The organism is Shinella sp. (assembly GCF_052438155.1).
Lineage (GTDB): Bacteria > Pseudomonadota > Alphaproteobacteria > Rhizobiales > Rhizobiaceae > Shinella.
Genome location: NZ_JBQVPI010000007.1, coordinates 164544 through 186952, shown reverse-complemented (window position 1 = coordinate 186952; position 22409 = coordinate 164544). Strand labels below are relative to the sequence as shown.

Sequence of the window (22409 nt, the reverse complement as noted above, 5' to 3'; positions counted from 1 at the left end):
GGTCAGAGACGGCGCTCGATCATCATCTTCTTGATTTCGCCGATGGCCTTGGCCGGGTTCAGCCCCTTCGGGCAGGCCTGGGCGCAGTTCATGATCGTGTGGCAGCGATAGAGGCGGAAGGGGTCTTCCAGATTGTCGAGACGCTCGCCCGTTGCTTCGTCGCGGCTGTCGATCAGCCAGCGGTAGGCCTGGAGGAGGACGGCCGGGCCGAGATAGCGGTCGCCGTTCCACCAGTAGCTCGGACAGGAGGTCGAGCAGCAGGCACACAGGATGCACTCATAGAGGCCGTCGAGCTTCTGGCGGTCGTCGTGGCTCTGTTTCCATTCCTTGGCCGGCGTCGGCGACACGGTTTTGAGCCACGGCTCGATCGAGCGGTGCTGGGCGTAGAAATTGGTGAGGTCTGGAATAAGATCCTTCACCACCGGCATATGCGGCAGCGGATAGACCTTTACCGTGCCCTTCACCTCGTCCATGCCCTTGGTGCAGGCGAGCGTGTTGGTGCCGTCGATGTTCATGGCGCAGGAGCCGCAGATGCCCTCGCGGCAGGAGCGGCGCAGCGTCAGCGTCGGGTCGATCTTGTTCTTGATATAGAGCAGCGCATCCAGCACCATCGGGCCGCAATCGTCGACGTCGATGGTGAAGGTGTCGATCGACGGGTTCTTCCCGTCGTCCGGGTTCCAGCGGTAGATACGGAACTCGCGGGTGTTCGTGGCGCCGGCCGGCTTCGGCCAGACCTTGCCTTCGGTCATCTGCGAGTTTTTCGGGAGAGCGAGTTCAACCATGTCCTGTTCTCCTCGGGATCAGTAGACGCGGGCCTTGGGCTCGATCTTCTTGGGATCGATCCCGTCCGCGATGAGGTCGGTGTGCACCGGGCGATAGTCGAGCGATACGTCGCCCGCCTCGTTCACCCAGGACAGAGTGTGCTTGCGCCAGTTGACGTCGTCGCGGCCAGCGAAGGGGCCGTCGACATAGTCTTCGCGGGCATGCGAGCCGCGGCTTTCCTTGCGCGCTTCCGCGCCGTAGACCGTGGTGATGGCGTTTGCCATCAGGTTTTCCAGCTCCAGCGTCTCGACGAGGTCGGAGTTCCAGATCATCGAGCGGTCGGTGACCTTGACGTCCGGCAGCTCCTTCCAGATCGCCGTCATGCGCTTGCAGCCGCTTTCGAGCGATTCCTGGGTGCGGAACACCGCCGCGTCATCCTGCATCGTGCGCTGCATCTTGTCGCGCAGGATCGCCGTCGGCGTGCCGCCATTGGCGTTCCGCAGGCGATCGAAACGGTCCATGATCTTGTCGCAGGCGGCAATGTCGAGCGCCGGCACGGCGCCGACGCGATCGATCACCTGGCCGGCGCGGATGGCGGCGGCGCGGCCGAACACCACAAGGTCGATCAGCGAGTTCGAGCCGAGACGGTTGGCGCCGTGTACCGAGGCACATCCGGCTTCGCCGACAGCCATCAGGCCGGGCGCGATGCGCTCCGGGTTCTCGCTGTTGGCATTCAGCACTTCGCCCCAATAGTTGGTCGGCACGCCGCCCATATTGTAGTGCACGGTCGGCAGAACCGGGATCGGCTCGCGCGTCACGTCGACGCCGGCAAAGATTTTTGCGCTCTCGGAAATGCCGGGCAGGCGCTCGTGCAGCACGGCCGGATCGAGATGGTCGAGATGCAGGTAGATGTGGTCCTTGTTCTTGCCGACGCCGCGGCCTTCACGGATTTCCATCGTCATGCAGCGCGAGACGACGTCGCGCGATGCGAGGTCCTTCGCCGACGGGGCATAGCGCTCCATGAAGCGCTCGCCCTCCGAATTGACGAGATAGCCGCCTTCGCCGCGTGCACCTTCGGTGATGAGGCAGCCCGCGCCATAGATGCCGGTCGGGTGGAACTGCACGAATTCCATGTCCTGCAAGGGCAGGCCGGCACGCGCGATCATGCCGCCGCCGTCGCCCGTGCAGGTATGGGCCGAGGTGGCGGAGAAGTAGGCGCGGCCATAGCCGCCGGTTGCCAGCACCACCATCTTGGCGGCGAAGCGGTGGATCGTACCGTCATCGAGGTTCCAGGCGACGACACCGGTGCAACGGCCATCGGGCGCCATGATCAGGTCGAGCGCGAAATACTCGATGAAGAATTCCGCATTGTGCTTGAGCGACTGGCCATAGAGCGTGTGCAGGATGGCGTGACCGGTCCGGTCGGCGGCGGCACAGGTGCGCTGCACCGGCGGGCCTTCGCCATAGTTCTGCATATGGCCGCCGAACGGCCGCTGGTAGATCTTGCCTTCCGCGTTGCGCGAGAAGGGCACGCCGTAATGCTCCAGCTCATAGACCGCCTTCGGCGCTTCCATGGCGAGGTACTGCATGGCGTCGACGTCGCCGAGCCAGTCGGAGCCTTTGACGGTGTCGTAGAGGTGCCACTGCCAAGAATCCGGCGTCATGTTCTGCAGCGAGGCCGCGATGCCGCCCTGGGCGGCGACCGTGTGCGAACGTGTCGGGAAAACCTTGGTGATGCAGGCGGTCTTGAGGCCTTGCTCGGCCATGCCGAGCGTGGCGCGCAGACCCGCACCGCCGGCGCCGACGACGATCACGTCGAAGGAGTGGTCCACATAGTTATAGGCCTTGCCGTTGGCCGCCGGGGAGGAGATCGCTGCCATGATGGATTATCCTGCGAAAGCGATTTTGAGGACGGCGAAAAGACAGAGCCCGCCGACGAGAATCGCGAAGAAGGTGTTGAGCATGAGAAGGCCGATCTTGATGCCCTCCGCATGCACGTAGTCCTCGATGATGACCTGCATGCCGAGCTTCATGTGGATGAGGCCAGAGACGACGACAAGGCCCATGAGGACGGCGACGATCGGGTTCGACAGCGCTGCCGTCACTTCGGCAAAGGACGCGCCGTTGTAGCAGATGAGGAAGCCGATGAAGAACAGGATGAGCGGAACGTTGGCGACGGCCGTCAGGCGCTGGCGCCAGAAATGCTCCGTGCCGTCCTTTGCCGAGCCGAGGCCGCGAACCTTGCCGAGGGGCGTGCGCATGTCCATGGGGCTCTCCTCAGCGGGCCAGATAGCCGACGACCCAGATCAGCACCGTCAGGGCGACGGAAACGATCGGGGTTGCGATGGCGAGTTTGGTTGAAAAGTTCTTCTCGTAGCCGTGGCCCATGTCCCACATGAAGTGGCGAAGGCCACCGAGCATGTGCTGCATCAGCGCCCAGGTGTAGCCGAAAAGAATGAGGCGACCGATCAGCGAGCCGAAGAACCAGTTGGCCCAGTCGAAATAGGCCTCGCCCGACGCGGCGGCAATCAGCCACCAGGCGACCAGCACGGTACCGAAATAGAGGGCTGCTCCGGTGATGCGGTGCACGATGGACATGACCATCGTCGGGATCGGTTTGTAGACCTGGAGATGCGGCGAGAGCGGCCGGCTTCGAGTGACATTCGTCATCTGAACCTCACGGAACCCCGGAGAGCCAAAAACTGGACAAATTTTCTCCGGAATTGCAGTATGTTGTGCACAATGTAGTGATTGCGACGTTTACTCACCAGAGGGCGGGACCACAAGCCTCATTGCACTGCAAAATGAATTTAATCGATTATACGGCTATCGCGATTTGCGCCATTTCGAGACGCTTTCCGCCAATTAACGATAACGCCAAAATTCATAACCAAATCCGTGACTTTTGCCCGGCCCTGCCCCATCTTGCCATTAAGGATTTGTTAAGCGTATTCTGGAAGGCAGGACAGAATGACTCTGTTTTCAGTATCCCGTGCGACGAAAGTTCTAGTGCTTTCGGTCGCATTGGCAGCGGGCGGCATGACGGCCGCACAGGCGAGCGACCGCAATTCCGATATCGGATGGTCGGGCGGTTCCGAATTGTCGCAGGACAGCATCAGCGGCCGCGTCACGACGCAGCGCGACCGTCGCGAATGGCGACCGCGCGACCGAAACCGTTATGAGCGCCGGGTGGAGCGCAATCGCGACCGCCATTGGCGGCAGGACCGCAACTTCTACGGCGGCGCCATCTCGGCCTACCGCGATCCCGGCAACGGCCTGTATTTCTACATCGACCGGGACCGTTATTCTGACGACCTGATCGACGCGCCGTTCGTCGAAAACCGCAGGCCCAAGGTCATCACGGTCACGCCAGGCCAGGACGGTTGTTCGTGGGAAGCCGGCGTCTGCGTCATCCGGCCGGGTTCCTGAACCGCCAGACGGTGGTTTTCTTGGCTTCGCTGTCCTCCAGCGCCCGCGTCACCGGCACCGTATAGATCGCGAGCGCTTCCATGCGCTCGCGCGGGCAGTAGGCGCGGCCCGGATCGCCGACGATCACCATTGCCCCGCGCGCCGCAAGGGCGGTAAACCACGGGATGAGGGCGTCCGCAAACACCCGGTCATAAAAGACATCGCCGGCAAGCACGACATCCCAGCCCTCGTCCCTGCCCACCATATTTTCTGCGGTAGAGGCGAGTTCCACGCCATTCAGCGCCGTATTGAGCCGGATTGCGGTTTCGCTCCAGGGGTCGATATCCGCTGCCAGAACAGTTGAGGCTCCCGACAGGCGCGCCGCGATGCCGACAAGGCCGGAACCGCTAGCGAAATCCAGCACCGATCGGCCGGCAACCAATCCCGGATGATCCAGCACATGGCGAGCCAGTCCCTGCCCGCCGGCCCAGGCAAAGGCCCAGAACGGCGGCGGCAGGCCGATGGCCTCCAGCTCCTCCTCCGTCTTCAGCCAGAGCTCATGCGCCTCGGTGGCAAGCCTGAGCTTGACCTCCGGCACATGCGGCGGCGACAGCACATCGGTGTTTTCGCGGATGAAGACTTCGGGGTCGGTTTTCACCGAAGCATCGTCCCGAAAAGTGGGAACCGGTTTTCGGAAAGACGATGCGAAGAACAAAAAAGGCGAAGCATTAGCGCGGCGGCTTGGCGAGGCCACCCATGCGGCAGACCTCGATCCACTCGTCCTCGGTCACCGGCTGCACCGAAAGACGCATGGAGGTGACGAGCGCCATGTTGGAGAGCTTGGGATTGGCCTTGATATCCTTCAGCGTCACCGGTTTCGGCATATCCTGCAGCGCGCGAATATCGACGCAATCCCAGCGAGGATCCTCGCCGGCCGTCGAATCCGGATGCGACAGCGCACAGACTTCCGTGAAGCCGACGATCTCCAGCCCTTCATTCGAATGATAGAAGAAGCCCTTGTCGCCGACCTTCATCGCCCGCATGTGGTTGCGCGCCAAATAGTTGCGCACGCCGGTCCATTCGGTGCCAGCTTCACCGGCATCCTTCTGCATCTGCCAGGACCATTTGAAGGGTTCGGACTTGTAGAGCCAATATGCCATGCGTCTCAGGCCTCCGGATTGTTGAAGACCCAGTTCCAGGCCTTCACCTCGACGGAGGCGAACAGGCCAGCCTTGGCATAGGGGTCGTTGTCGGCGATCTGCCGCGCCTCTTCGATCGTCTCGGCCTTGACCACGACGAGGCTGCCGGTCGGCTTGCCATCGTCACCGAGGAAAGGACCGGCAAAGGCGAGTTTTCCGCCCGCATTGAGGTCGTTGAGATAGGCGACGTGTTCAGGCCGTGTATCGAGGCGGATCTGAAGCGCACCGGGCTTGTCTGCGCAGATGAATGCGAAAAGCATGAAACAATCCTTCCTGTCTATTCCTGGGTGATCGGGCGCGTCATCAATTGCCCGATCGCTGTCTTCACGTCGAGCGTGCCGTCGATGATGCGGGCGACCGCATCGGTGATCGGCATGTCGATACCCTTTTGCACGGCAACGCCGGCGGCAACCGAAGCGGCAAAGGCGCCCTCGACGAGATCGCCCGACCAGCCGGCGGCATTGCCGTCGCGGCCGAGCGCGATGCCGAAGCGCAGGTTGCGCGACTGGTGGCTCGTGCCTGTCAGCACGAGGTCGCCGAGGCCGGAAAGCCCCGTCACCGTGTTGCCCTCCCCGCCATGCGCCGCAACGAAGCGCGACAGTTCCGCAAGCCCGCGCGAAATCAAGGCTGCACGCGCCGAATCACCGAGCTCGGCGCCCTCGATGATGCCGCAGGCTATCGCCAGCACATTCTTCAAGGCGCCGCCAAGCTGCACGCCGATCCGGTCCGTCGATGGATAGAGCCGGAACGTCGGCCCGGACAAAGCCTGCGCCAGCGCCGCACCGATCTCCGCCGTCCGCGCGGCAATCACCATCGCCGTCGGCAGGCCGCGCGCGATATCCGCGGCAAAGCCGGGGCCGGACAGCACCGCAATCTCGCGGCCGGGCAGTTCCTCTTCCAGCACATCCGTCAGAAGCCGGCCGGTGCCCTTTTCCATGCCCTTGGCGCAGATGACGACCGCCGTGCCCGGTGCCAGCAGGGGCGCCAGATCCCGCGCCGCCTGGCGCTGCGCCTGCGAGGGCATGGCAAACAGCACGATGCCGGCACCGCGAACGGTTTCGACCTCGGCGCTGAAGGCCAGCGCTTCAGGCAGGTCGATGCCCGGCAATGCCTTCTCGTTGCGCCGCGACGCGCGCATGACCTCAACGGCCGCAGCATCACGACCGATCAGCGTGACATCGCCGCCGCTCGCCGCGGCAACACTCGCCAGCGCCGTGCCGAAGGCGCCAGCGCCGACGACGGCGATCTTCGGGGTGGTGCTCATGCCTTGGCTCCCCGTTTGCCGGATCCAAGCATCGTCGCGGCCTCACGGTCGAGCGGCCAGCGCGAACGCGGCGCGACAGCAAGGTCATCCGGCGCAAAGCCGGCCGCCATGCGCTCCAGCCCCGCCCAGGCGATCATCGACGCATTGTCGGTGCAGAGCGCCAGCGGTGGTGCGATGAAACGGAATTTGTGTTTGTCGCAAAGCGTCTGCAACGTGGACCGCAGCTCGGCATTCGCCGCGACACCACCGGCAACGACGAGCGCCGGTGTTGCCATTTCGGGAAAGAGCCTGCGGAACCGTTCGAGACCACGGCCGATGCGGTCCTTCAGGGTGCGCGACACGGCGCGCTGGAAGGAGGCGCAGATGTCCGCGATGTCCTGCTCCGTCACCGGCTCGATCGACTGTGCCGCCTGACGCACTGCGGTCTTCAGGCCGGAGAAGGAAAAATCAAGCCGCGCCTCGCCGACGAGCGGCCGCGGAAAGGTAAAGCGTTCCGCATTGCCCGTCTTCGCCGCGCGCTCGACCGCCGGCCCGCCGGGATAGGGCAGGCCGAGCAGCTTTGCCGTCTTGTCGAAGGCCTCGCCGAGCGCATCGTCGATCGTCGTGCCCCAGCGCTCATAGTCGTCGACGCCGCGGATCAGCACGAGCTGGGTATGGCCGCCGGAAACGAGCAGCATCAGATAGGGAAACGACAGTCCGTCCGTCAGCCGCGCCGTCAGCGCATGGCCTTCGAGATGATTGACGGCATAAAGCGGCTTGCCGGTGGCGCGGGCGATCGCCTTGCCCGTCATCAGCCCAACGATGAGCCCGCCGATCAGCCCCGGCCCGCTCGTCGCGGCGATGGCATCGACATCCTTGAGCGAACGCCCGGCGCGCAAAAGGGCTTCGGCAATCAGGCTGTCCAGAGCTTCCACATGGGCGCGCGCCGCGATCTCAGGCACCACGCCGCCATAGGCGCTGTGCTCTTCGAGCTGGCTCAGCACGACTTCGCCGAGAATCTCGCCCTTTCCGTCCGGATCGCGCACGACGATGGCAGCGGCGGTCTCGTCGCAGCTCGTTTCGATGCCGAGAATGGTCAATTGGGACGACATGAAGCACTAGGATTGATTGCGGGCGGCTTTAAAGCCGGTTACGAGACATCCCGGTAACAACGGATTACGGCGGATGCAAACAAAACCTTTCAGGATCGGCACGCGCGGCAGCCCGCTGGCGCTCGCCCAGGCCCATGAGACCCGTTCGCGCCTGATGGCGGCCCATGGTCTTTCGGAAGCAATGTTCGAGATCGTCGTGCTCTCGACGAAAGGCGACCGCATCACCGATCGTTCCCTGGCGCTGATCGGTGGCAAGGGCCTGTTCACCGAAGAAATCGAGGCGCAGCTCATCTCCGGCGAACTCGATTTCGCCGTGCATTCCTCCAAGGACATGCCGACGAAACTGCCGGACGGCTTGTATCTCTCTGCCTTCCTGCCGCGCGAAGACGTCCGTGACGCCTTCATCGGCCGTGCGGCAAAACGCCTGCTCGACCTGCCGCAGGGCGCCACCGTCGGCTCCGCGTCACTTCGCCGCCAGGCATTGATCCGCCGCCTGCGGCCGGACCTCAACGTCATCGTCTTCCGCGGCCAGGTCGAAACGCGCCTCGCAAAACTCGCCGAAGGCCAGGCCGATGCGACGCTGCTCGCCTATGCGGGTCTCAAGCGCCTCGGCAAGCTCGACGTGCCGACGGAAATCCTCGATCCCGTTTCCTTCCCGCCCGCCCCGGCGCAGGGCGCGATCTGCGTCGAAAGCCGCCTAGGCGATGATCGCATGAACAGCCTGCTCGCCGCCATCGACGACCGGGCGACGCGCGCCGCCGTCACCTGCGAACGCGGCTTCCTCGCCACGCTCGACGGTTCTTGTCGCACGCCGATCGCCGGCTATGCGACGGTCGAGGGCGAGCACCTGCAGTTCCGCGGCATGATCCTGACACCCGACGGCAGCCAGTATCACGAGATCGAGACGAGCGGCCCGGCGGGCGATGCCGGACGGCTCGGCGAAGAGGCCGGCCAGACGATCCGCGGCAAGGCGGGAGCGGATTTCTTCGAAAGCTGGGGCTGATCCGTGCAGGTTGTCGTCACACGACCGCAAAAAGCGGCAGCACGCACCGCACGCAAGCTGGAGGCGCTCGGCCATGACACGAGGCTGCTGCCGCTGGCCGCACCGGAACACGACGTCGAAGCCCTGAAATCAGCTCTTGCCGTGCGCCATTCGGCAATCGCCATCACCAGCGCGGAAGTCGCCCGCCTTTTCGGCATGGTCGGCGAGACACTCGACCGCCACCTGCTAACCACCGTCTTCTCGGTCGGTCGCGCCTCGGCGCAGGCGGCGGCAGAGGCCGGTTTCCGCACCGTGCTGACCCCCGAGGGGGACGGCCGGGATCTGGCCAACATGATCATCGGGCATTGCCGGGATTTCGGCATGCCAGCAGAACCGATCCTCTATCTTGCCGGCAATCCGCGCGCGCCCGCCTTCGAAGCCCGCCTCAAAGAGAACGGCATCCCCTTCCGGACGGTCGAATGCTACCGCATGGTGTCCCGCATCCCGAGACGCAGCGAAACGGAGGCCGCCCTCCTCCGGCCCGTACCCGATGCGGTGCTGTTTTATTCGCGGGAAACCGCCCGTACTTTCTTCGAACTGTCGCCGCTGATCGAAATGCCAGAACGCTTTCTTTCGACGCTCATGCTCTGCATGAGCCCGAACGTCGCTCGCGGCGTGCCGCAGCGTTTTGCGGCCTTGACGGTCGTCGCCATCGCCCCCAACGAGGAAAGCCTGCTCGATCTGCTCTAAGCGCGGGCGCCGGTGGATGAATTTACCGCAAGGGTCTTTCCCTCCTTGCCATCCCTGTCTACGTTTAATGCAATGCACATGAACGCGAGGAGCTCGCCATGGAACCGGAAACCCCGTCCCGTCGCAAGAAGGCCAGCGATGAACCCGTGACCATCGACCTGGAGGCGGTTCCGGCCTCCGTGAGCAACGAAGCGCTCGCGGCCGAGGAAAAGGCCGAAGCCGAGGCCGTCACACCGGAAACCGCAACCGAGGAACCGGTCGCCGAAGAGATTGTTGCCGCTGAGCCTGAGGTCGTCGAGGAAAAGCAGGACCCGGTCGAGCCGGCCCGGTCGACCTATGAGGAACCGGTGCGCGCGCAAACGCCACCGCCGCCGCAGAAAAGCAATGCCGGCGTGCTTGCTGCCAGCATTCTCGGCGGCCTGATCGCGCTTCTCGGCGCCGGCAGCCTGCAATATGGCGGCTACCTGCCGGCACTCGGCCCGGAACGCGCCGGCGACAGCAGTGCGGTCGCGGCCCTTTCCAATGAAGTCGAGGCGCTGAAAAGCCGGCTCTCCGAAACCACGGCCGCCAGTCCGGTCGATCTCCAGCCGATCGAGGCCCGCATCGCGGCGCTCGAAACCTCGGCAGGCAACGGCGCGGCTGCCGCCGGTGCGGCGCCGGAGGCTGTCACCAGGCTCGAAGCCGACGTGACGCGCCTTACGACCGAGCTGACGGCGCTCCGTGAAGCCGTGGCGCGCACCACCGAGGCGGTCAGCTCCACCGAAACCCAGTTGACCGAGCGCATTGCCGCCGCCGAGCAAAAACTCGACGAACCGCGCAACGACACGGAGCTGGCGCGCGCCGTGGCCGCAAGCGCGCTCAAGACCGCGATCGACCGCGGCGGCCCCTATCTCGCCGAACTCGAGGCCTTCGCCAGCATCTCGCCGGACGACCCGTCCGTCGCGGGCCTGCGCGAACACGCCGCCATCGGCGTGCCGTCGCGCTCGGACCTCGTGCGCGATTTCCAGAAGACCGCCGACGGCATTCTCGACGCCGTGCACCAGCCGGACGGCGACCAGGGCATCTTCAATCGCCTGATGTCGAGCGCCGCCTCGGCGATCCGCGTGCGGCCGGTCGGCACAGTCGAAGGGGATTCACCCGAAGCCATCGTCGCCCGTATCGAGACCAAGCTGCAGAACGGCGATTTCAAGGGCGCGCAGATCGAATGGCAGACCCTGCCGGACGTCGGCCAGGCCGCGGCAGTCGATTACAAGCGCACGCTCGACCAGCGCGTCACCGTCGAAGGCCTGATCGGCAGCGTCGTTTCCGGCGCGATGATCGGCACATCCACCGGCAACCAGGGCTGAGGAGAAGACTTCATGATTCGCATTCTGGTCTTCGCTCTGTTCGTTCTCGCCCTTGCCGCGGGCTTTGCCTGGCTTGCCGACCGTCCCGGCGAGCTATCCATCATCTGGCAGGGCCAACGCGCCGACATGAGCCTGATGGTCGCCGCCACGCTCGTCGTGTCGCTGATCGCCGCCGTCATGTTCTCCTGGTGGATTGTGCGCGTCGTCTGGACCTCGCCGCATTCCATCCAGCGCTATTTTCGCGCCCGCAAGCGCGACCGTGGCTACCAGGCCCTGTCGACCGGCCTGATCGCTGCCGGTGCCGGCGACGCCGCCGGTGCCAGAAAGATGCTAGGCCGCACCAAGGGCCTGCTCAACGCCGATCAGGAGCCGCTGCTCCATCTGCTCGAAGCACAGGCGGCCATGATCGAAGGCCGCTATGACGATGCGCGCAAAAAATTCGAGCTGATGGCCGATGATCCGGAGACCCGCGAGCTCGGCCTGCGCGGCCTCTATCTCGAAGCCCGCCGTCTCGGTGCCAACGAAGCCGCCCGGCAATATGCCGAGCGTGCCGCGGAAAAGGCGCCGCAACTGCCCTGGGCGGCCGAAGCCGCGCTTGAATACCGCTCCGCTGCCGGCGATTGGGACGAAGCCCTGAAACTGCTTGGCGACGGCCGCACCGGCTCGCCCGAAGAGAAGAAGACCCATGCGCGCCGCAGGGCCGTGCTGCTCACCGCCCGCGCCGCTGCAAAACTCGATGCCGACCCCAAGGGTGCGCGCGACGATGCGCATCAGGCGCTGAAGCTCGACGAAAACTTCGTGCCGGCCGGCCTCATCGAGGCCAAGGCCTATTTGCGTGAGGACAATCTGCGCAAGGCCGCCACCATCCTCGAAAAGCTCTGGAAGGCGACGGCGCATGGCGACGTGGCAAAACTCTATGTCCGCGCCCGCAGCGGCGATTCGGCATCCGACCGGTTGAAGCGGGCGGAAAAGCTGGAAGCACTGCGGCCGAACAATGCCGAGGCGCTCTATGCCGTTGCCGAGGCCGCGCTGGAAACCCGCGACTTCGCGCTTGCCCGCACCAAGGCGGAGGCCACCGCACGCCTTTCGCCGCGTGAAAGCGCCTTCCTGCTGCTCGCCGACATCGAGGATGCCGAGACCGGCGACCAGGGCCGCATCCGCCATTGGATGAACCAGGCGCTAAAGGCGCCGCGCGATCCTGCCTGGACCGCAGACGGCATCACCGCGCCGGAATGGCGCGCCGTCTCGCCCGTCACCGGCCGCCTCGATGCCTTCGAATGGAAGACACCGGTCAGTGAATTGCAGGGGCCGGTCGAAGAGGGCTCGACGGATGCCGTCGACGAGGCCATCCGCACATTGCCGCCGCTCGCCATCGAGGCGAAGCCGGTCGTCCGGGTCGAAGAGGTGGTGAAGGTCGAAAAGGCAGAGGCAGAGACCCCCGTGGTGATCGCCACGGTGGTCGAGCCGATCCCCCTCAAGACCGTTACGCCGGCCAAGACACCTGAAAAGGCGCCCGAAAAGGCGAAGGTGGAGATGGTGGAAGAAAACGAGGAAGAACGTCCCTTCTACGGCCTGCCCGACGATCCGGGCGTCAAGGAAGGGGCAGTCAAGCGAGACGGTACGAGCGGCTTCAGGCTGTTCTGAGGGTTTTGGGAACGGGGCTAAATATCAATGTTTGAACGCTTGCAGCAATTCCTTGCGAGCCTCTCCGGCGGTGACGGCAAGCCGACCTTTGCCGCCGATGATCCGCGCGTCGCGGTCATGGCGCTGTGCATCCAGGTGATGGAGGCGGACGGCAAGGTGCTTGAGGTCGAGAAGAAGGCGCTGCGCGCCCGCTTCAAGGAATTTTACGGTGTCGACGAGGCGGAACTCGATGCCCTCGTCGCCGCTGGCACGGATGCCGAAAGCGAGGCGATCGATTTCTTCCGCTTCACCTCCGAGCTGAAACGCCAGCTTTCGGAAGAGCAGCGTGTCGATCTCATCGGCCTGCTGTGGGAGATCGTCTATGCGGATGGCGAGCGCAGCGAGATGGAGGATCACGCCATCTGGCGCATTGCCGACCTGATGGGCGTCTCCGGGCGAGAGCGCATCATGAAGCGGCAGGAAGTCGCCGGACGTGTGGGGGTAGCCGGGGAGAAAGAGGAACAGGACGAAGCCTGAGCCATGCTCGATTTCCCGCGAAACCCGCGCCGCAGGCGCCCTGTCCTGATCGTGCTGCACCAGGAGACCTCGAGCCCCGGCCGCGTCGGCCAGATCCTGCAGCAGATGGGTCATGCGCTGGATATCCGCCGTCCCGTGCAGGGCGATCCGCTGCCCGAAACGCTGGAACAGCATGCCGGCGCCGTGGTCTTCGGCGGGCCGATGAGCGCCAATGACGACGAACCCTATGTCCGGCAGGAAATCGACTGGCTCTCGGTACCGCTGGCGGAGAACAAGCCGTTCCTCGGCATCTGCCTCGGCGCGCAGATGCTGGTGAAAAATCTCGGCGGCACGGTGTTCGGGCACGAGGACGGCTGGACGGAGATCGGCTGGTATCCGCTGAATGCCACCGAGGCCGGCACGGCGCTGATGCCCTGGCCGGAGATGGTCTACCAGTTCCACCGCGAAGGCTTCGACCTGCCGACAGGCGCAACACTGCTCGCCACCGGCCATCACTACGAGAACCAGGCTTTTCGTTATGGCGACAATGCGTGGGGCATCCAGTTCCACGGTGAACTGACGCTTGCCATGATGCACCGCTGGGTCGTGCGCGGTGCGCACCGCTTCGAGTTGCCGGGCGCGCAGGCCGGCCGCGCCCATCTCGATGGCCGCCTGCTGTATGACGCCCGCCTGCGTCTCTGGATGACGGCCTTCCTCGACCGCATTTTTCACGAGGGTTGAACGCAATTCCAGCCGACGGCGAAACGGTTTTGCGTCGGCAATTGCGTAGAGACAAAAGGCCGGCATTAAACATGTTGCCGCCTGCCTTGACCGCGGCCTTGCTGGCGGGGCCTGCAATGGCTACATGTCGTGACGAAACCAATTGGAGACGTCAATGATAGCGGTCATCAACACCCTATTGTTCATCATCAGCATAGCGTGGTTCCTGGTGATCGCCTCGGCGATCTTTTCCTGGCTCTACGCGTTCAATGTCATCAACGCGAACAATCAGGTGATCGCGACCATCGGCCGCTCGCTCTACCAGCTGACCGAACCGATCTATCGCCCGATCCGCCGCATCCTGCCGAATTTCGGCGGCGTCGATCTGTCGCCGCTCGTCGTGCTCGTCATCCTGTTCTTCCTGGAGCAGGTGATCCGCAGCGTCCTGGCGCCCGCCCTTCTGTCCTGATCTCAGGGCCGACGACACTCAGAAAAAGAAAATCCTCCGGATCGACAGCGACCCGGAGGATTTTTGTTTCAGGCTCGAAGAGCGCAGCAGGCGCTTACTTCTGGGCGTTGTAGCGGTCGACCGCCTCGAGAATCATCCGCTTGGCGACGTTGACGTCTTCCCAGCCGGCGATCTTCACCCACTTGCCGGGCTCCAGATCCTTGTAGTGCGAGAAGAAGTGCTCGATCTGCTTCAGCGAGATTTCCGGCAGGTCGGTGTAGTTCTCGACCTTGTCGTAACGGCGCGTCAGCTTCGGCACCGGCACGGCGATGATCTTCTCGTCCTTGCCGCCATCGTCTTCCATGACCAGCACGCCGATCGGGCGCACGTTGATGACGCAGCCCGGAACGAGCGGGCGCGTGTTGGCGATCAGCACGTCGATCGGGTCGCCGTCTTCCGACAGCGTGTGCGGCACAAAGCCGTAATTGCCCGGATAGGTCATCGGCGTGTAGAGGAACCGGTCGACGACGAGCGCGCCGGCTTCCTTGTCCATTTCGTACTTGATCGGGTGGCCGCCGACCGGCACCTCGACAATGACGTTCACGTCGTCCGGCGGGTTCTTGCCAACGGAAATCGCATCGATACGCATGGGGGCTCCCTCAGTGCACTGGGTTGATTGCGGGCTTCCTAATGCGAATCCCGTTGCGGCGCAACATGACTTTCACTGGGGCCGAATAGACCGCTATCATGTTTCGTCTTCTGAGGACCGGAGGATGACCCATGCGCCTGACAGCTTTTCTTCTCGCGACAACCCTCGCCGCTTGCTCCACGACCCTCGCTAAGGCAAACGAAAGCGCCTATTCCGAGCGCAACCTCGATGCCTGCAAGACGCTGTCACAAACCGACGACGACGACCCGAGCATCACCCTGCAATGCGACGGCTACAAGGATTTTTCCGTCTATTTCAAGGAGGGCGACCTCCGGCAAAGCCAGGCCTATGGCCCGATCAGCAAAGAATGGCTCGACGAAGCCTTCGAGAGTTTTGGGCCGTTCAACCACACCAACGCCAAGATCGAATGGCGTCTCGGCACGGGCGGCAAGCCGGTTGCGACCATTGTCCGCTGGTTCGTGTCCGACCCCGAGACGACCAGCGATGCCGACGCGCGCTACGGCCAGGTCCTCGTCGTCTCGACGGTCGCAACCAGTGACAACCCGACAAGCTGCGTCGTCGGTTATGTCGACGCGCTGGAAAACAAGGATGCCAACACGCTCGCCCGTAAGATCGCGGACGAGGAAGCGCATGATTTCGCCTGCGGCGTCAGCGAGCCGCAATGGCTGGGAACACGTGGTAAGCTAGCAGGGGAACCGATGCGTTATCTGCCAGAGGCCAAGGAATAGTCTAAGGCCAGACGAAACCGACCTTCTTCAGTTCCTTCACGCCGAAACTCTCCATGCCTTCAGCAATATCGCGGCCGCCGGCGGAGCGGAAGAAGCGGTCAGCGTGTTCGCTGTCTTCCAGGCACCAGACGATCAGGCCGTTGCAGCCGAGCGACTTCAAAAGTCGTTGCGCCTCGCCGAACAGCAGCCGGCCAAGGCCCATACCCTGGTACTCCGGGCGCAAATACAGTTCGTAGATCTCGCCTTCCTGCGGCAGAGCCCGGGCACGGTTGAGGCCGAGCGTGGCATAGCCTGCCACCGTACCGGCGACATCCAGCACGAGCAAAGTCGCGGGACCGCACGTCGCCTTGCGCCACCAGGTCTCGCCCCGTCGATCGACCATCTGGTTGAGCGGGATATGCGGAATGAGGCCGCCATAGGTCTGCAGCCACGATACCCGGTGTACCTCGGATATCGCGCGCGCGTCCTGCGGCTCGGCGCGCCGCACATCGATCGACAGTGTTTTCATAACACCACTCTTATTCCCGCACCGATTCCATCGGAATCCCGCACCCTGCAAAGGCATCCATTGCCCACAGGCGAGTTCCGGATGGCACGCGGAAAAGTTAACGCTTTTTTAACAAGCGTCACAAGTCGTAAAACGATGGCACACACATGAAAAACCCCGGCCCCCTTGTTTCAGGGAGCCGGGGTTCAAAATGTCCCGTTTCGGGAAGGAGCGGCTTATGCCGCGCCGGACGCGCGCTGCTTGTCGAATCGCTTACGGTCGTTGGCGTCGAGGAACATCTTGCGCAGACGGATCGACTTCGGCGTCACTTCCATCAGCTCGTCGTCCTGGATCCACGACAGCGCGCGGTCGAGCGTCATGCGGATCGGCGGGGTCAGCTTCACGGCTTCATCCTTGCCGGCGGCGCGGATGTTGGTGAGCTGCTTGCCCTTCAGCACGTTGACCTCGAGGTCGTTATCACGGGTGTGGATGCCGATGATCATGCCTGCATAGACCTTTTCACCCGGCTCGATGATCATCGGGCCGCGGTCTTCCAGGTTGAACATGGCATAGGCGACGGCTTCGCCCGAAGCGTTCGACAGCAGCACGCCGTTGACGCGACCACCGATGGCACCCTTGTAGGGCTGGTAGTCGTGGAACAGGCGGTTCATGACAGCCGTGCCGCGCGTGTCGGTCAAGAGTTCCGACTGGTAGCCGATCAGGCCGCGGGTCGGCGCCAGGAACTTCAGGCGAACACGGTTGCCACCCGACGGACGAAGCTCCGTCATCTCGGCCTTGCGCTCGGACATCTTCTGCACGACGATACCCGAATGTTCTTCATCGACGTCGATGACGACTTCTTCGATCGGCTCCATCGTGGTGCCGTTCTCGTCCTTGTGCATGACGACGCGCGGACGCGACACGGCAAGCTCAAAACCTTCGCGGCGCATGGTCTCGATCAGAACGGCGAGCTGAAGTTCGCCGCGGCCGGAAACGAAGAACGAATCCTTGCCTTCGGCCTCTTCGATCTTCAGGGCGACGTTGCCTTCGGCTTCCTTGAACAGGCGGTCGCGGATGACGCGGCTCGTCACCTTGTCGCCTTCGGTGCCGGCAAGCGGGCTGTCGTTGACGATGAACGACATGGTGACGGTCGGCGGATCGATCGGCTGCGCCTTCATGGCCTCGGTGACCGACGGATCGCAGAACGTGTCGGCGACGGTGCCCTTGGAGAGACCGGCAATAGCGACGATGTCGCCCGCATGCGCTTCGTCGATCGCCGTGCGCTCGATGCCGCGGAAGGCGAGGATCTTCGAGATACGGCCGGTTTCGATGAGCTTGCCGTCCTGGCCGAGAACCTTGACGGCCTGGTTCGGCTTGATCGAGCCGGAATGGATGCGGCCGGTGATGATGCGGCCGAGGAAGGGGTTGGCTTCGAGGATCGTGCCGATCAGACGGAACGGACCGTCGGCGACCGTCGGCTCCGGCACGTGCTTCAGCACGAGATCGAGCAGCGGCGCCATGCCTTCGTCCTTCGGGCCTTCCGGATTGACGTTCATCCAGCCGTTGCGGCCCGAACCGTAGAGGATCGGGAAGTCGAGCTGTTCGTCGGTGGCGTCGAGATTGGCGAAGAGATCGAAGACCTCGTTCAGCACTTCCTCATGGCGGCCGTCCGGGCGGTCGATCTTGTTGATCGCGACGATCGGCTTCAGGCCGACCTTGAGCGCCTTGCCGACCACGAACTTGGTCTGCGGCATCGGGCCTTCAGACGAGTCGACGAGAACGATGGCGCCGTCCACCATCGACAGGATGCGTTCGACTTCGCCGCCGAAGTCGGCGTGGCCGGGGGTGTCGACGATGTTGATGCGAACACCCTTCCACTCGACCGAGGTCGCCTTGGCGAGAATGGTGATGCCGCGTTCTTTTTCGATGTCGTTCGAGTCCATCACGCGTTCGGCGACGCGCTGGTTTTCACGGAACGAGCCGGACTGCTTCAGAAGCTCGTCAACGAGCGTGGTCTTGCCATGGTCGACGTGCGCGATGATCGCGATATTGCGGATAGACATGGTGTAATCTCTGAGGTTCGGGGCGCGCAGGGTATAAGGGCGCCGTCTTCAATGGTCGGGCTCTTACATGTTTTTCCGCAAATGCGAAAGGGGCGGGATGCAACTCTGTTGCCCGATCAGCGCGCAGCTTGCTCTCATGATGAACGCACCGGCGGCAAGGTGATGCGCCAAAGCTCCTGATCCTCCCGGTCCATCAGCCGCACGGTCATCTCCTCGCTCGACCCGTTGATATCGACGAGACCAAAGAATTGCAGGCCGGCGGACGGCGGCAGATTGCTATCGACCCCGCCTTTCGACGACTTGATGAAACGGACGTCCGGGCCGAAGGTCATGTCGAGCGGCTTTGGTCCATAGGTTCCGGAATGCAGCGGCCCGGAGACGAATTCCCAGAACGGATTGAACTCCTGGAATTTTGCGCGCGACGGATCGTAGTGGTGCGCGGCCGTGTAGTGCACATCCGCCGTCAGCCACACGACATTGTGGATCGCATTGTCGCGCATGAAGGAAAGCAGGTCGGCGATCTCGCGCTCACGCGCCGCCGGCGGGCCGTTGAGACCGTCCGCAACCCCCTCATATCCAAGGCTATTGGCGTAATCGTCCCAGATGACGAGGCCGAGCGGCATGTCGCAGGCAATGACCTTCCAGACAGCCTGCGAGGCCGCAAGCTCGCGGCGCAGCCAGTCCGCCTGCCGCCAGCCGAACAGGCCGTTCTCCGTGCCGCCCCGGTTGGGGCTGCGATAGGAGCGCAGGTCGACGAAGAACACGTCGAGCAGCGGCCCATAGGCGACCTTGCGGAAGATGCGGCCGGGCTCGGTGGGAAAATAGCGGATCGGCGTCATTTCGTGGAAGGCGCGCCGCGCACGCTCTTCATAGACGCCGATATCCTTGTCCGGATAGCGCCGGTCGCCGGTCAGGTCGCTCGATTCCGACCAATTGTTCAAAACCTCGTGGTCGTCCCACTGGAAGAAGGTCGGGCATTGGGTGTTGAAAGACAGCAGGTGGCCATCGAGCAGATTATATTTCCACTGGCCGCGAAATTCTTCCAGCGTGCGCGCCACGCTGCGTTTTTCGTCGGTCACGATGCGGTTCTTCCAAACGCCCCCGTCGCGCAGCGGAATTTCGTCCGGGATCGGCCCGTCCGCGTAAACGGTATCGCCGGAATGGATGAAGAAATCCGGCTCGTGGCGCAGCATGGTCGAATAGGTCTTCATGCCGACATCGTCGATGCCCCAGCCTTGGCCTGCCGTATCCCCCGACCAGACGAAACGCACCGAGCGCTTGCGCATCGGCGCCGTGCGGAAACGCCCGACGACCGGCTCGGAGATCAGATGGCTGGAATAGGGATCGCTCGCGGTGAAGCGATAGAAAATGTCCTGGTCCGGCAGCAGGCCCTGCAGCATCGCCTTGATGGTATTGTCCGATCCCATCGTCGCTTTCTGCAACGGCAGGCGTGCCGCATCGAGAAAACTCTCGGTGGTCGAATATTCAAGCGTCACTTCCGCCGGCCGATCGACCCGCGCCCAGACCATACCGGACGAACAATCGACATCACCAGACTGCACGCCGTGGGAAAAGACCGGACTGCCATGCCGTCGCGCGTAGTAAGGCACTGCCAGCGCCGAGGACGTCGCAAGCGCGCCGGCCCCTGCGGTCAGAAGGAAAGAACGCCGCGTCAGCGTCTCCGGAACAATCGCCATGCCACCTCCGGCCTGACCCGCGAATCGAAACGCCAGGCGGGCAGACCATGAGTCCCGGCCATGTCAGTCCGGTAACGGGACGATGACGATTCACCGAAAGTTCAGTGACGGCACGATGACGGCGGCGGGTCTCCTCATGCCGCGCCCCTCATCCGGCCCTATCGGGCCACCTTCTCCCCGAGGGGCGAAGGGAAACGAGGCGCCGCAGTTGACCCCCTTCTCCCCAGCGGGGAGAAGGTGCCGGCAGGCGGAAGAGGGGGCCGCCTGAGCGATGGGTCGCCCCTAAGCCGCCAACCCCTTCTTCTCCAGCATCGCCTCCGGGCTCGGCAGCTTGCCGCGGAAGGCCTTGTAGGCGTCTTCCGGGTCGACGGAGCCGCCGACGGCGTAGATATAGGTCTTCAGCCGCTCGGCCATGGCCGGGTTGAAGGCATCGCCGGTTTCCGTGAAGGCGGCGAAGGCATCGGCGTCCAGCACTTCCGACCACATGTAGGAATAGTAGCCGGCCGAATAGCCGTCGCCGGAGAAGACATGCTGGAAGTGCGGCGTGGCATGGCGCATGACGATGGACGTCGGCAGGCCGATCTTTTCCAGCACCTCAGCCTGCACCGCCATCGGATCCTCGACGGCGCCGCGCGTGTGGAAGGCCATGTCGACCAGCGCCGAGGAGGTGAACTCCACCGTCGCGAAGCCGGAATTGAAGGTGCGGGCGGCAAGCACCTTGTCGAGCAGCGCTGCCGGCATCGCTTCGCCGGTCTGGTAGTGCACGGCGTAGCGCGTCAAGATTTCCGGTACCGTCAGCCAATGCTCATAGAGCTGCGAGGGCAGTTCGACGAAATCACGCGAAACGCCGGTGCCCGACACCGACGGATAGGTGACGTCCGACAGCATGCCGTGCAACGCATGGCCGAATTCGTGGAACAGCGTGCGGGCATCGTCGATCGACAGCAGCGCCGGCTTGCCCTCGGCGGGTTTGGCGAAGTTGCAGATATTGTAGACGATCGGAATTTCGCCGATCGAACCGCTCGCAAGCGGCAGCCGGTGCTGGCTCTGGTAGGAGCTCATCCAGGCGCCCGAGCGCTTGGAGGACCGGGCGAAGTAATCGCCGAGGAACATGGCCACAAGCTTGTCCTCACGGTCACGGATCTCGAACACGCGCACGTCAGGATGATAGACCGGCACATCCTTCTTCTCGATCGCCCGGATGCCGAACAGCCGCTCGGCAACGTCGAAGCAGGCGTCGATGATCTTTTCGAGCTGGAGATAGGGTTTCAGCTCGGCCTCGGAGAAGTTGAACTTTTTCGCCCGCAGCTTTTCCGCATAGTAGCGCCAGTCCCATGGCATGACCGCGTGGTTGCGGCCTTCGTCGGCGACGAGCACGGCCAAATCCGCCTCCTCTTCCCGCGCCCGCGCCACGGCCTTTTCCCAGACCTGCATCAGGAGCCCGTTCACCGCGTCGGGCGTCTTCGCCATGGTGTTGTCGAGCTTCAGCGCAGCAAAGTTCTCGTAGCCGAGCAGGCCCGCCTTTTCCGCGCGCAGCGCCAGCGTGTCCTTGACGATGCCACGATTGTCCGTCTCGCCGTCGTTCTCACCGCGCGCCACCCAGGCGTGAAAAGCTTGTTCGCGCAGGTCCCGGCGCGCCGAGAACGTCAGGAAGGGTTCGATGATCGAGCGCGACAGCGTGACGGCATAGCGCCCGTCCTGGCCGCGCTCGCGCGCCGCTGATGCCATGGCATCCTTCAGGAAATCCGGCAGGCCGTCGAGCGCATCGCCCTCATCGAGGAACAGCACCCAGCTCTTTTCGTCGGCGAGCACGTTCTGGCCGAATTTCGCACCGAGCCCGGCCAGCGTCTCGTTAATCGTCGAAAGTCGTTCCTGCTCCGGCTTTTCAAGCTTGGCGCCCGATTTCACGAAACCCTTCCAGTGTCGCTCCAGCACGCGGGTCTGCTCCAGCGAGAGGTTCAGGGCCTCGCGGCCTTCCCACAGCGCATCGATGCGCTGGAAGAGCACGGCATTGGTGCCGATCTTCGAATAGTGCCGCGACATTTTTGGCGCGATCTCGCGTTCCAGCGCCTGGATCAGGTCGTTGGTGTTGGCGCCCGCCCGGCTCCAGAACAGGGCGGAAACGCGCGACAGCTGGTCGCCGGCAATTTCCAGCGCGACGATCGTGTTCTCGAAGGTTGCCGGCTCCACGTTGTTGGCAATCCCGTCGATCTCCGCCTCATGCGCTACCAGCGCCGCATCGAAGCCCGCGGCAAAGGCTTCGTCCTTGACGCGGTCGAACCGTGGCAGGCCGTTGAGGCCGGTCCACTCGACGAGGGCGGGATCGATGCGCGTTTCAGTCATGCGGGCGGTTCCTTCTGGCAAATCACTGTGCGGCGAATATAGGAACGGACCAGCGTGTTGGTACAGGGCGCCGGCATAAAATACGGGAACCGAGGTCGCGCAAACGCGTTGAGGGCAATGCGGCGCCCTGCCTCTTGACGCGGAGGGCAACTTCGGTGAAAACAGCCTCTATCGCGGCTTTTGACATCCTGCCGCGGTAAACCCTGGTGCCGGGCCCCTCTGGCGAGAGTTTTTACGGCGCTCTCGTGATGTCGGTACCGCCAGCAATTAGCCGGCGGATTCAAACGCACATGAAAATCCTGACCATGCCTT

The 22409-nt window shown here is 63.7% G+C and carries 23 protein-coding genes; 9 read left to right on the top strand and 14 right to left on the bottom strand.

The window, feature by feature from the left end; genetic code table 11:
• Positions 1 to 2: 2 nt before the first annotated feature.
• The 4 genes from ACT6VE_RS15415 to sdhC are packed head-to-tail and all read right to left on the bottom strand — an operon-like array spanning position 3 to position 3432.
• Positions 3 to 782, bottom strand: coding sequence for a succinate dehydrogenase iron-sulfur subunit (locus ACT6VE_RS15415; protein ID WP_444799435.1), 780 nt, complete (start codon positions 780 to 782; stop codon positions 3 to 5).
• Positions 783 to 800: 18 nt separating this feature from the next.
• Positions 801 to 2642, bottom strand: a complete 1842-nt coding sequence (gene sdhA / locus ACT6VE_RS15410) for a succinate dehydrogenase flavoprotein subunit (RefSeq protein WP_444799434.1) — start codon at positions 2640 to 2642, stop codon at positions 801 to 803.
• Between the two features lie 6 nt (positions 2643 to 2648).
• Entirely contained in the window at positions 2649 to 3029 is a 381-nt protein-coding gene (gene sdhD, locus ACT6VE_RS15405) for a succinate dehydrogenase, hydrophobic membrane anchor protein (protein ID WP_444799433.1), read from the bottom strand.
• Between the two features lie 10 nt (positions 3030 to 3039).
• Complete coding sequence (sdhC, locus tag ACT6VE_RS15400) at positions 3040 to 3432, bottom strand: succinate dehydrogenase, cytochrome b556 subunit (protein ID WP_444799432.1); 393 nt, start codon at positions 3430 to 3432, stop codon at positions 3040 to 3042.
• Positions 3433 to 3732: 300 nt separating this feature from the next.
• Here sdhC and ACT6VE_RS15395 point away from each other — a divergent pair, with 300 nt between their 5' ends.
• The gene (locus ACT6VE_RS15395; RefSeq protein ID WP_444799431.1) at positions 3733 to 4191 is read left to right on the top strand and encodes a hypothetical protein; all 459 of its coding nucleotides are present in this window, start codon (positions 3733 to 3735) and stop codon (positions 4189 to 4191) included.
• Here ACT6VE_RS15395 and ACT6VE_RS15390 read toward each other — a convergent pair.
• From ACT6VE_RS15390 to tsaD, 5 genes are all read right to left on the bottom strand, one after another.
• Positions 4172 to 4828, bottom strand: a complete 657-nt coding sequence (locus tag ACT6VE_RS15390; RefSeq protein ID WP_444799430.1) for a class I SAM-dependent methyltransferase — start codon at positions 4826 to 4828, stop codon at positions 4172 to 4174. The two genes, ACT6VE_RS15395 and ACT6VE_RS15390, sit on opposite strands and share 20 nt — an antisense overlap.
• 70 nt (positions 4829 to 4898) lie before the next feature.
• On the bottom strand, positions 4899 to 5330 hold the full coding sequence (locus tag ACT6VE_RS15385; RefSeq protein WP_444799429.1) for an EVE domain-containing protein: 432 nt from the start codon (positions 5328 to 5330) through the stop codon (positions 4899 to 4901).
• Positions 5331 to 5335: 5 nt separating this feature from the next.
• Positions 5336 to 5629, bottom strand: a complete 294-nt coding sequence (locus ACT6VE_RS15380; RefSeq protein WP_444799428.1) for a YciI-like protein — start codon at positions 5627 to 5629, stop codon at positions 5336 to 5338.
• A gap of 17 nt (positions 5630 to 5646) precedes the next feature.
• Positions 5647 to 6633: an NAD(P)H-dependent glycerol-3-phosphate dehydrogenase gene (locus ACT6VE_RS15375; protein ID WP_444799427.1), complete on the bottom strand. Its 987-nt coding sequence runs from the start codon at positions 6631 to 6633 to the stop codon at positions 5647 to 5649.
• Positions 6630 to 7724, bottom strand: a complete 1095-nt coding sequence (tsaD, locus tag ACT6VE_RS15370) for a tRNA (adenosine(37)-N6)-threonylcarbamoyltransferase complex transferase subunit TsaD (RefSeq protein ID WP_444799426.1) — start codon at positions 7722 to 7724, stop codon at positions 6630 to 6632. Before tsaD ends, ACT6VE_RS15375 begins: the two co-directional genes overlap by 4 nt.
• 73 nt (positions 7725 to 7797) lie before the next feature.
• Between tsaD and hemC the strand changes: the two genes are divergently transcribed.
• The 7 genes from hemC to ACT6VE_RS15335 all read left to right on the top strand — a co-directional run bounded on the left by hemC (position 7798) and on the right by ACT6VE_RS15335 (position 14130).
• Positions 7798 to 8727: a hydroxymethylbilane synthase gene (gene hemC, locus ACT6VE_RS15365; protein ID WP_444799425.1), complete on the top strand. Its 930-nt coding sequence runs from the start codon at positions 7798 to 7800 to the stop codon at positions 8725 to 8727.
• 3 nt (positions 8728 to 8730) lie between these two features.
• Positions 8731 to 9456 (top strand): uroporphyrinogen-III synthase, encoded by a 726-nt coding sequence (locus ACT6VE_RS15360; RefSeq protein WP_444799424.1) that lies wholly within the window; start codon positions 8731 to 8733, stop codon positions 9454 to 9456.
• A 98-nt stretch (positions 9457 to 9554) separates the two neighbouring features.
• Positions 9555 to 10802: a COG4223 family protein gene (locus ACT6VE_RS15355; RefSeq protein WP_444799423.1), complete on the top strand. Its 1248-nt coding sequence runs from the start codon at positions 9555 to 9557 to the stop codon at positions 10800 to 10802.
• A gap of 12 nt (positions 10803 to 10814) precedes the next feature.
• Positions 10815 to 12446: a heme biosynthesis protein HemY gene (locus tag ACT6VE_RS15350; RefSeq protein WP_444799422.1), complete on the top strand. Its 1632-nt coding sequence runs from the start codon at positions 10815 to 10817 to the stop codon at positions 12444 to 12446.
• 27 nt (positions 12447 to 12473) lie between these two features.
• The gene (locus tag ACT6VE_RS15345) at positions 12474 to 12962 is read left to right on the top strand and encodes a tellurite resistance TerB family protein (RefSeq protein ID WP_444799421.1); all 489 of its coding nucleotides are present in this window, start codon (positions 12474 to 12476) and stop codon (positions 12960 to 12962) included.
• Positions 12963 to 12965: 3 nt separating this feature from the next.
• Positions 12966 to 13682: a glutamine amidotransferase gene (locus ACT6VE_RS15340; protein WP_444799420.1), complete on the top strand. Its 717-nt coding sequence runs from the start codon at positions 12966 to 12968 to the stop codon at positions 13680 to 13682.
• Between the two features lie 154 nt (positions 13683 to 13836).
• Positions 13837 to 14130 (top strand): YggT family protein, encoded by a 294-nt coding sequence (locus ACT6VE_RS15335; RefSeq protein ID WP_069060745.1) that lies wholly within the window; start codon positions 13837 to 13839, stop codon positions 14128 to 14130.
• A gap of 94 nt (positions 14131 to 14224) precedes the next feature.
• Here ACT6VE_RS15335 and ppa read toward each other — a convergent pair whose 3' ends face one another.
• Entirely contained in the window at positions 14225 to 14758 is a 534-nt protein-coding gene (ppa, locus tag ACT6VE_RS15330) for an inorganic diphosphatase (protein ID WP_069060744.1), read from the bottom strand.
• 131 nt (positions 14759 to 14889) lie between these two features.
• On the opposite strand from ppa, the gene ACT6VE_RS15325 reads away from it, so the two are divergent.
• On the top strand, positions 14890 to 15507 hold the full coding sequence (locus ACT6VE_RS15325; protein WP_444799419.1) for a hypothetical protein: 618 nt from the start codon (positions 14890 to 14892) through the stop codon (positions 15505 to 15507).
• 1 nt (position 15508) lies between these two features.
• On the opposite strand, the gene ACT6VE_RS15320 is transcribed toward ACT6VE_RS15325, so the two are convergent.
• The 4 genes from ACT6VE_RS15320 to ACT6VE_RS15305 all read right to left on the bottom strand — a co-directional run bounded on the left by ACT6VE_RS15320 (position 15509) and on the right by ACT6VE_RS15305 (position 22097).
• The gene (locus tag ACT6VE_RS15320; RefSeq protein WP_444799418.1) at positions 15509 to 16015 is read right to left on the bottom strand and encodes a GNAT family N-acetyltransferase; all 507 of its coding nucleotides are present in this window, start codon (positions 16013 to 16015) and stop codon (positions 15509 to 15511) included.
• A 215-nt stretch (positions 16016 to 16230) separates the two neighbouring features.
• Entirely contained in the window at positions 16231 to 18057 is a 1827-nt protein-coding gene (typA, locus tag ACT6VE_RS15315) for a translational GTPase TypA (RefSeq protein WP_444799417.1), read from the bottom strand.
• A 134-nt stretch (positions 18058 to 18191) separates the two neighbouring features.
• Complete coding sequence (locus ACT6VE_RS15310; RefSeq protein WP_444799416.1) at positions 18192 to 19754, bottom strand: alkaline phosphatase D family protein; 1563 nt, start codon at positions 19752 to 19754, stop codon at positions 18192 to 18194.
• Positions 19755 to 20036: 282 nt separating this feature from the next.
• Positions 20037 to 22097 carry a M3 family metallopeptidase gene (locus ACT6VE_RS15305; RefSeq protein WP_444799415.1) on the bottom strand — a complete coding sequence of 687 codons (2061 nt, stop codon included), beginning with the start codon at positions 22095 to 22097 and terminating at the stop codon, positions 20037 to 20039.
• Between the last annotated feature and the right edge of the window lie 312 nt (positions 22098 to 22409).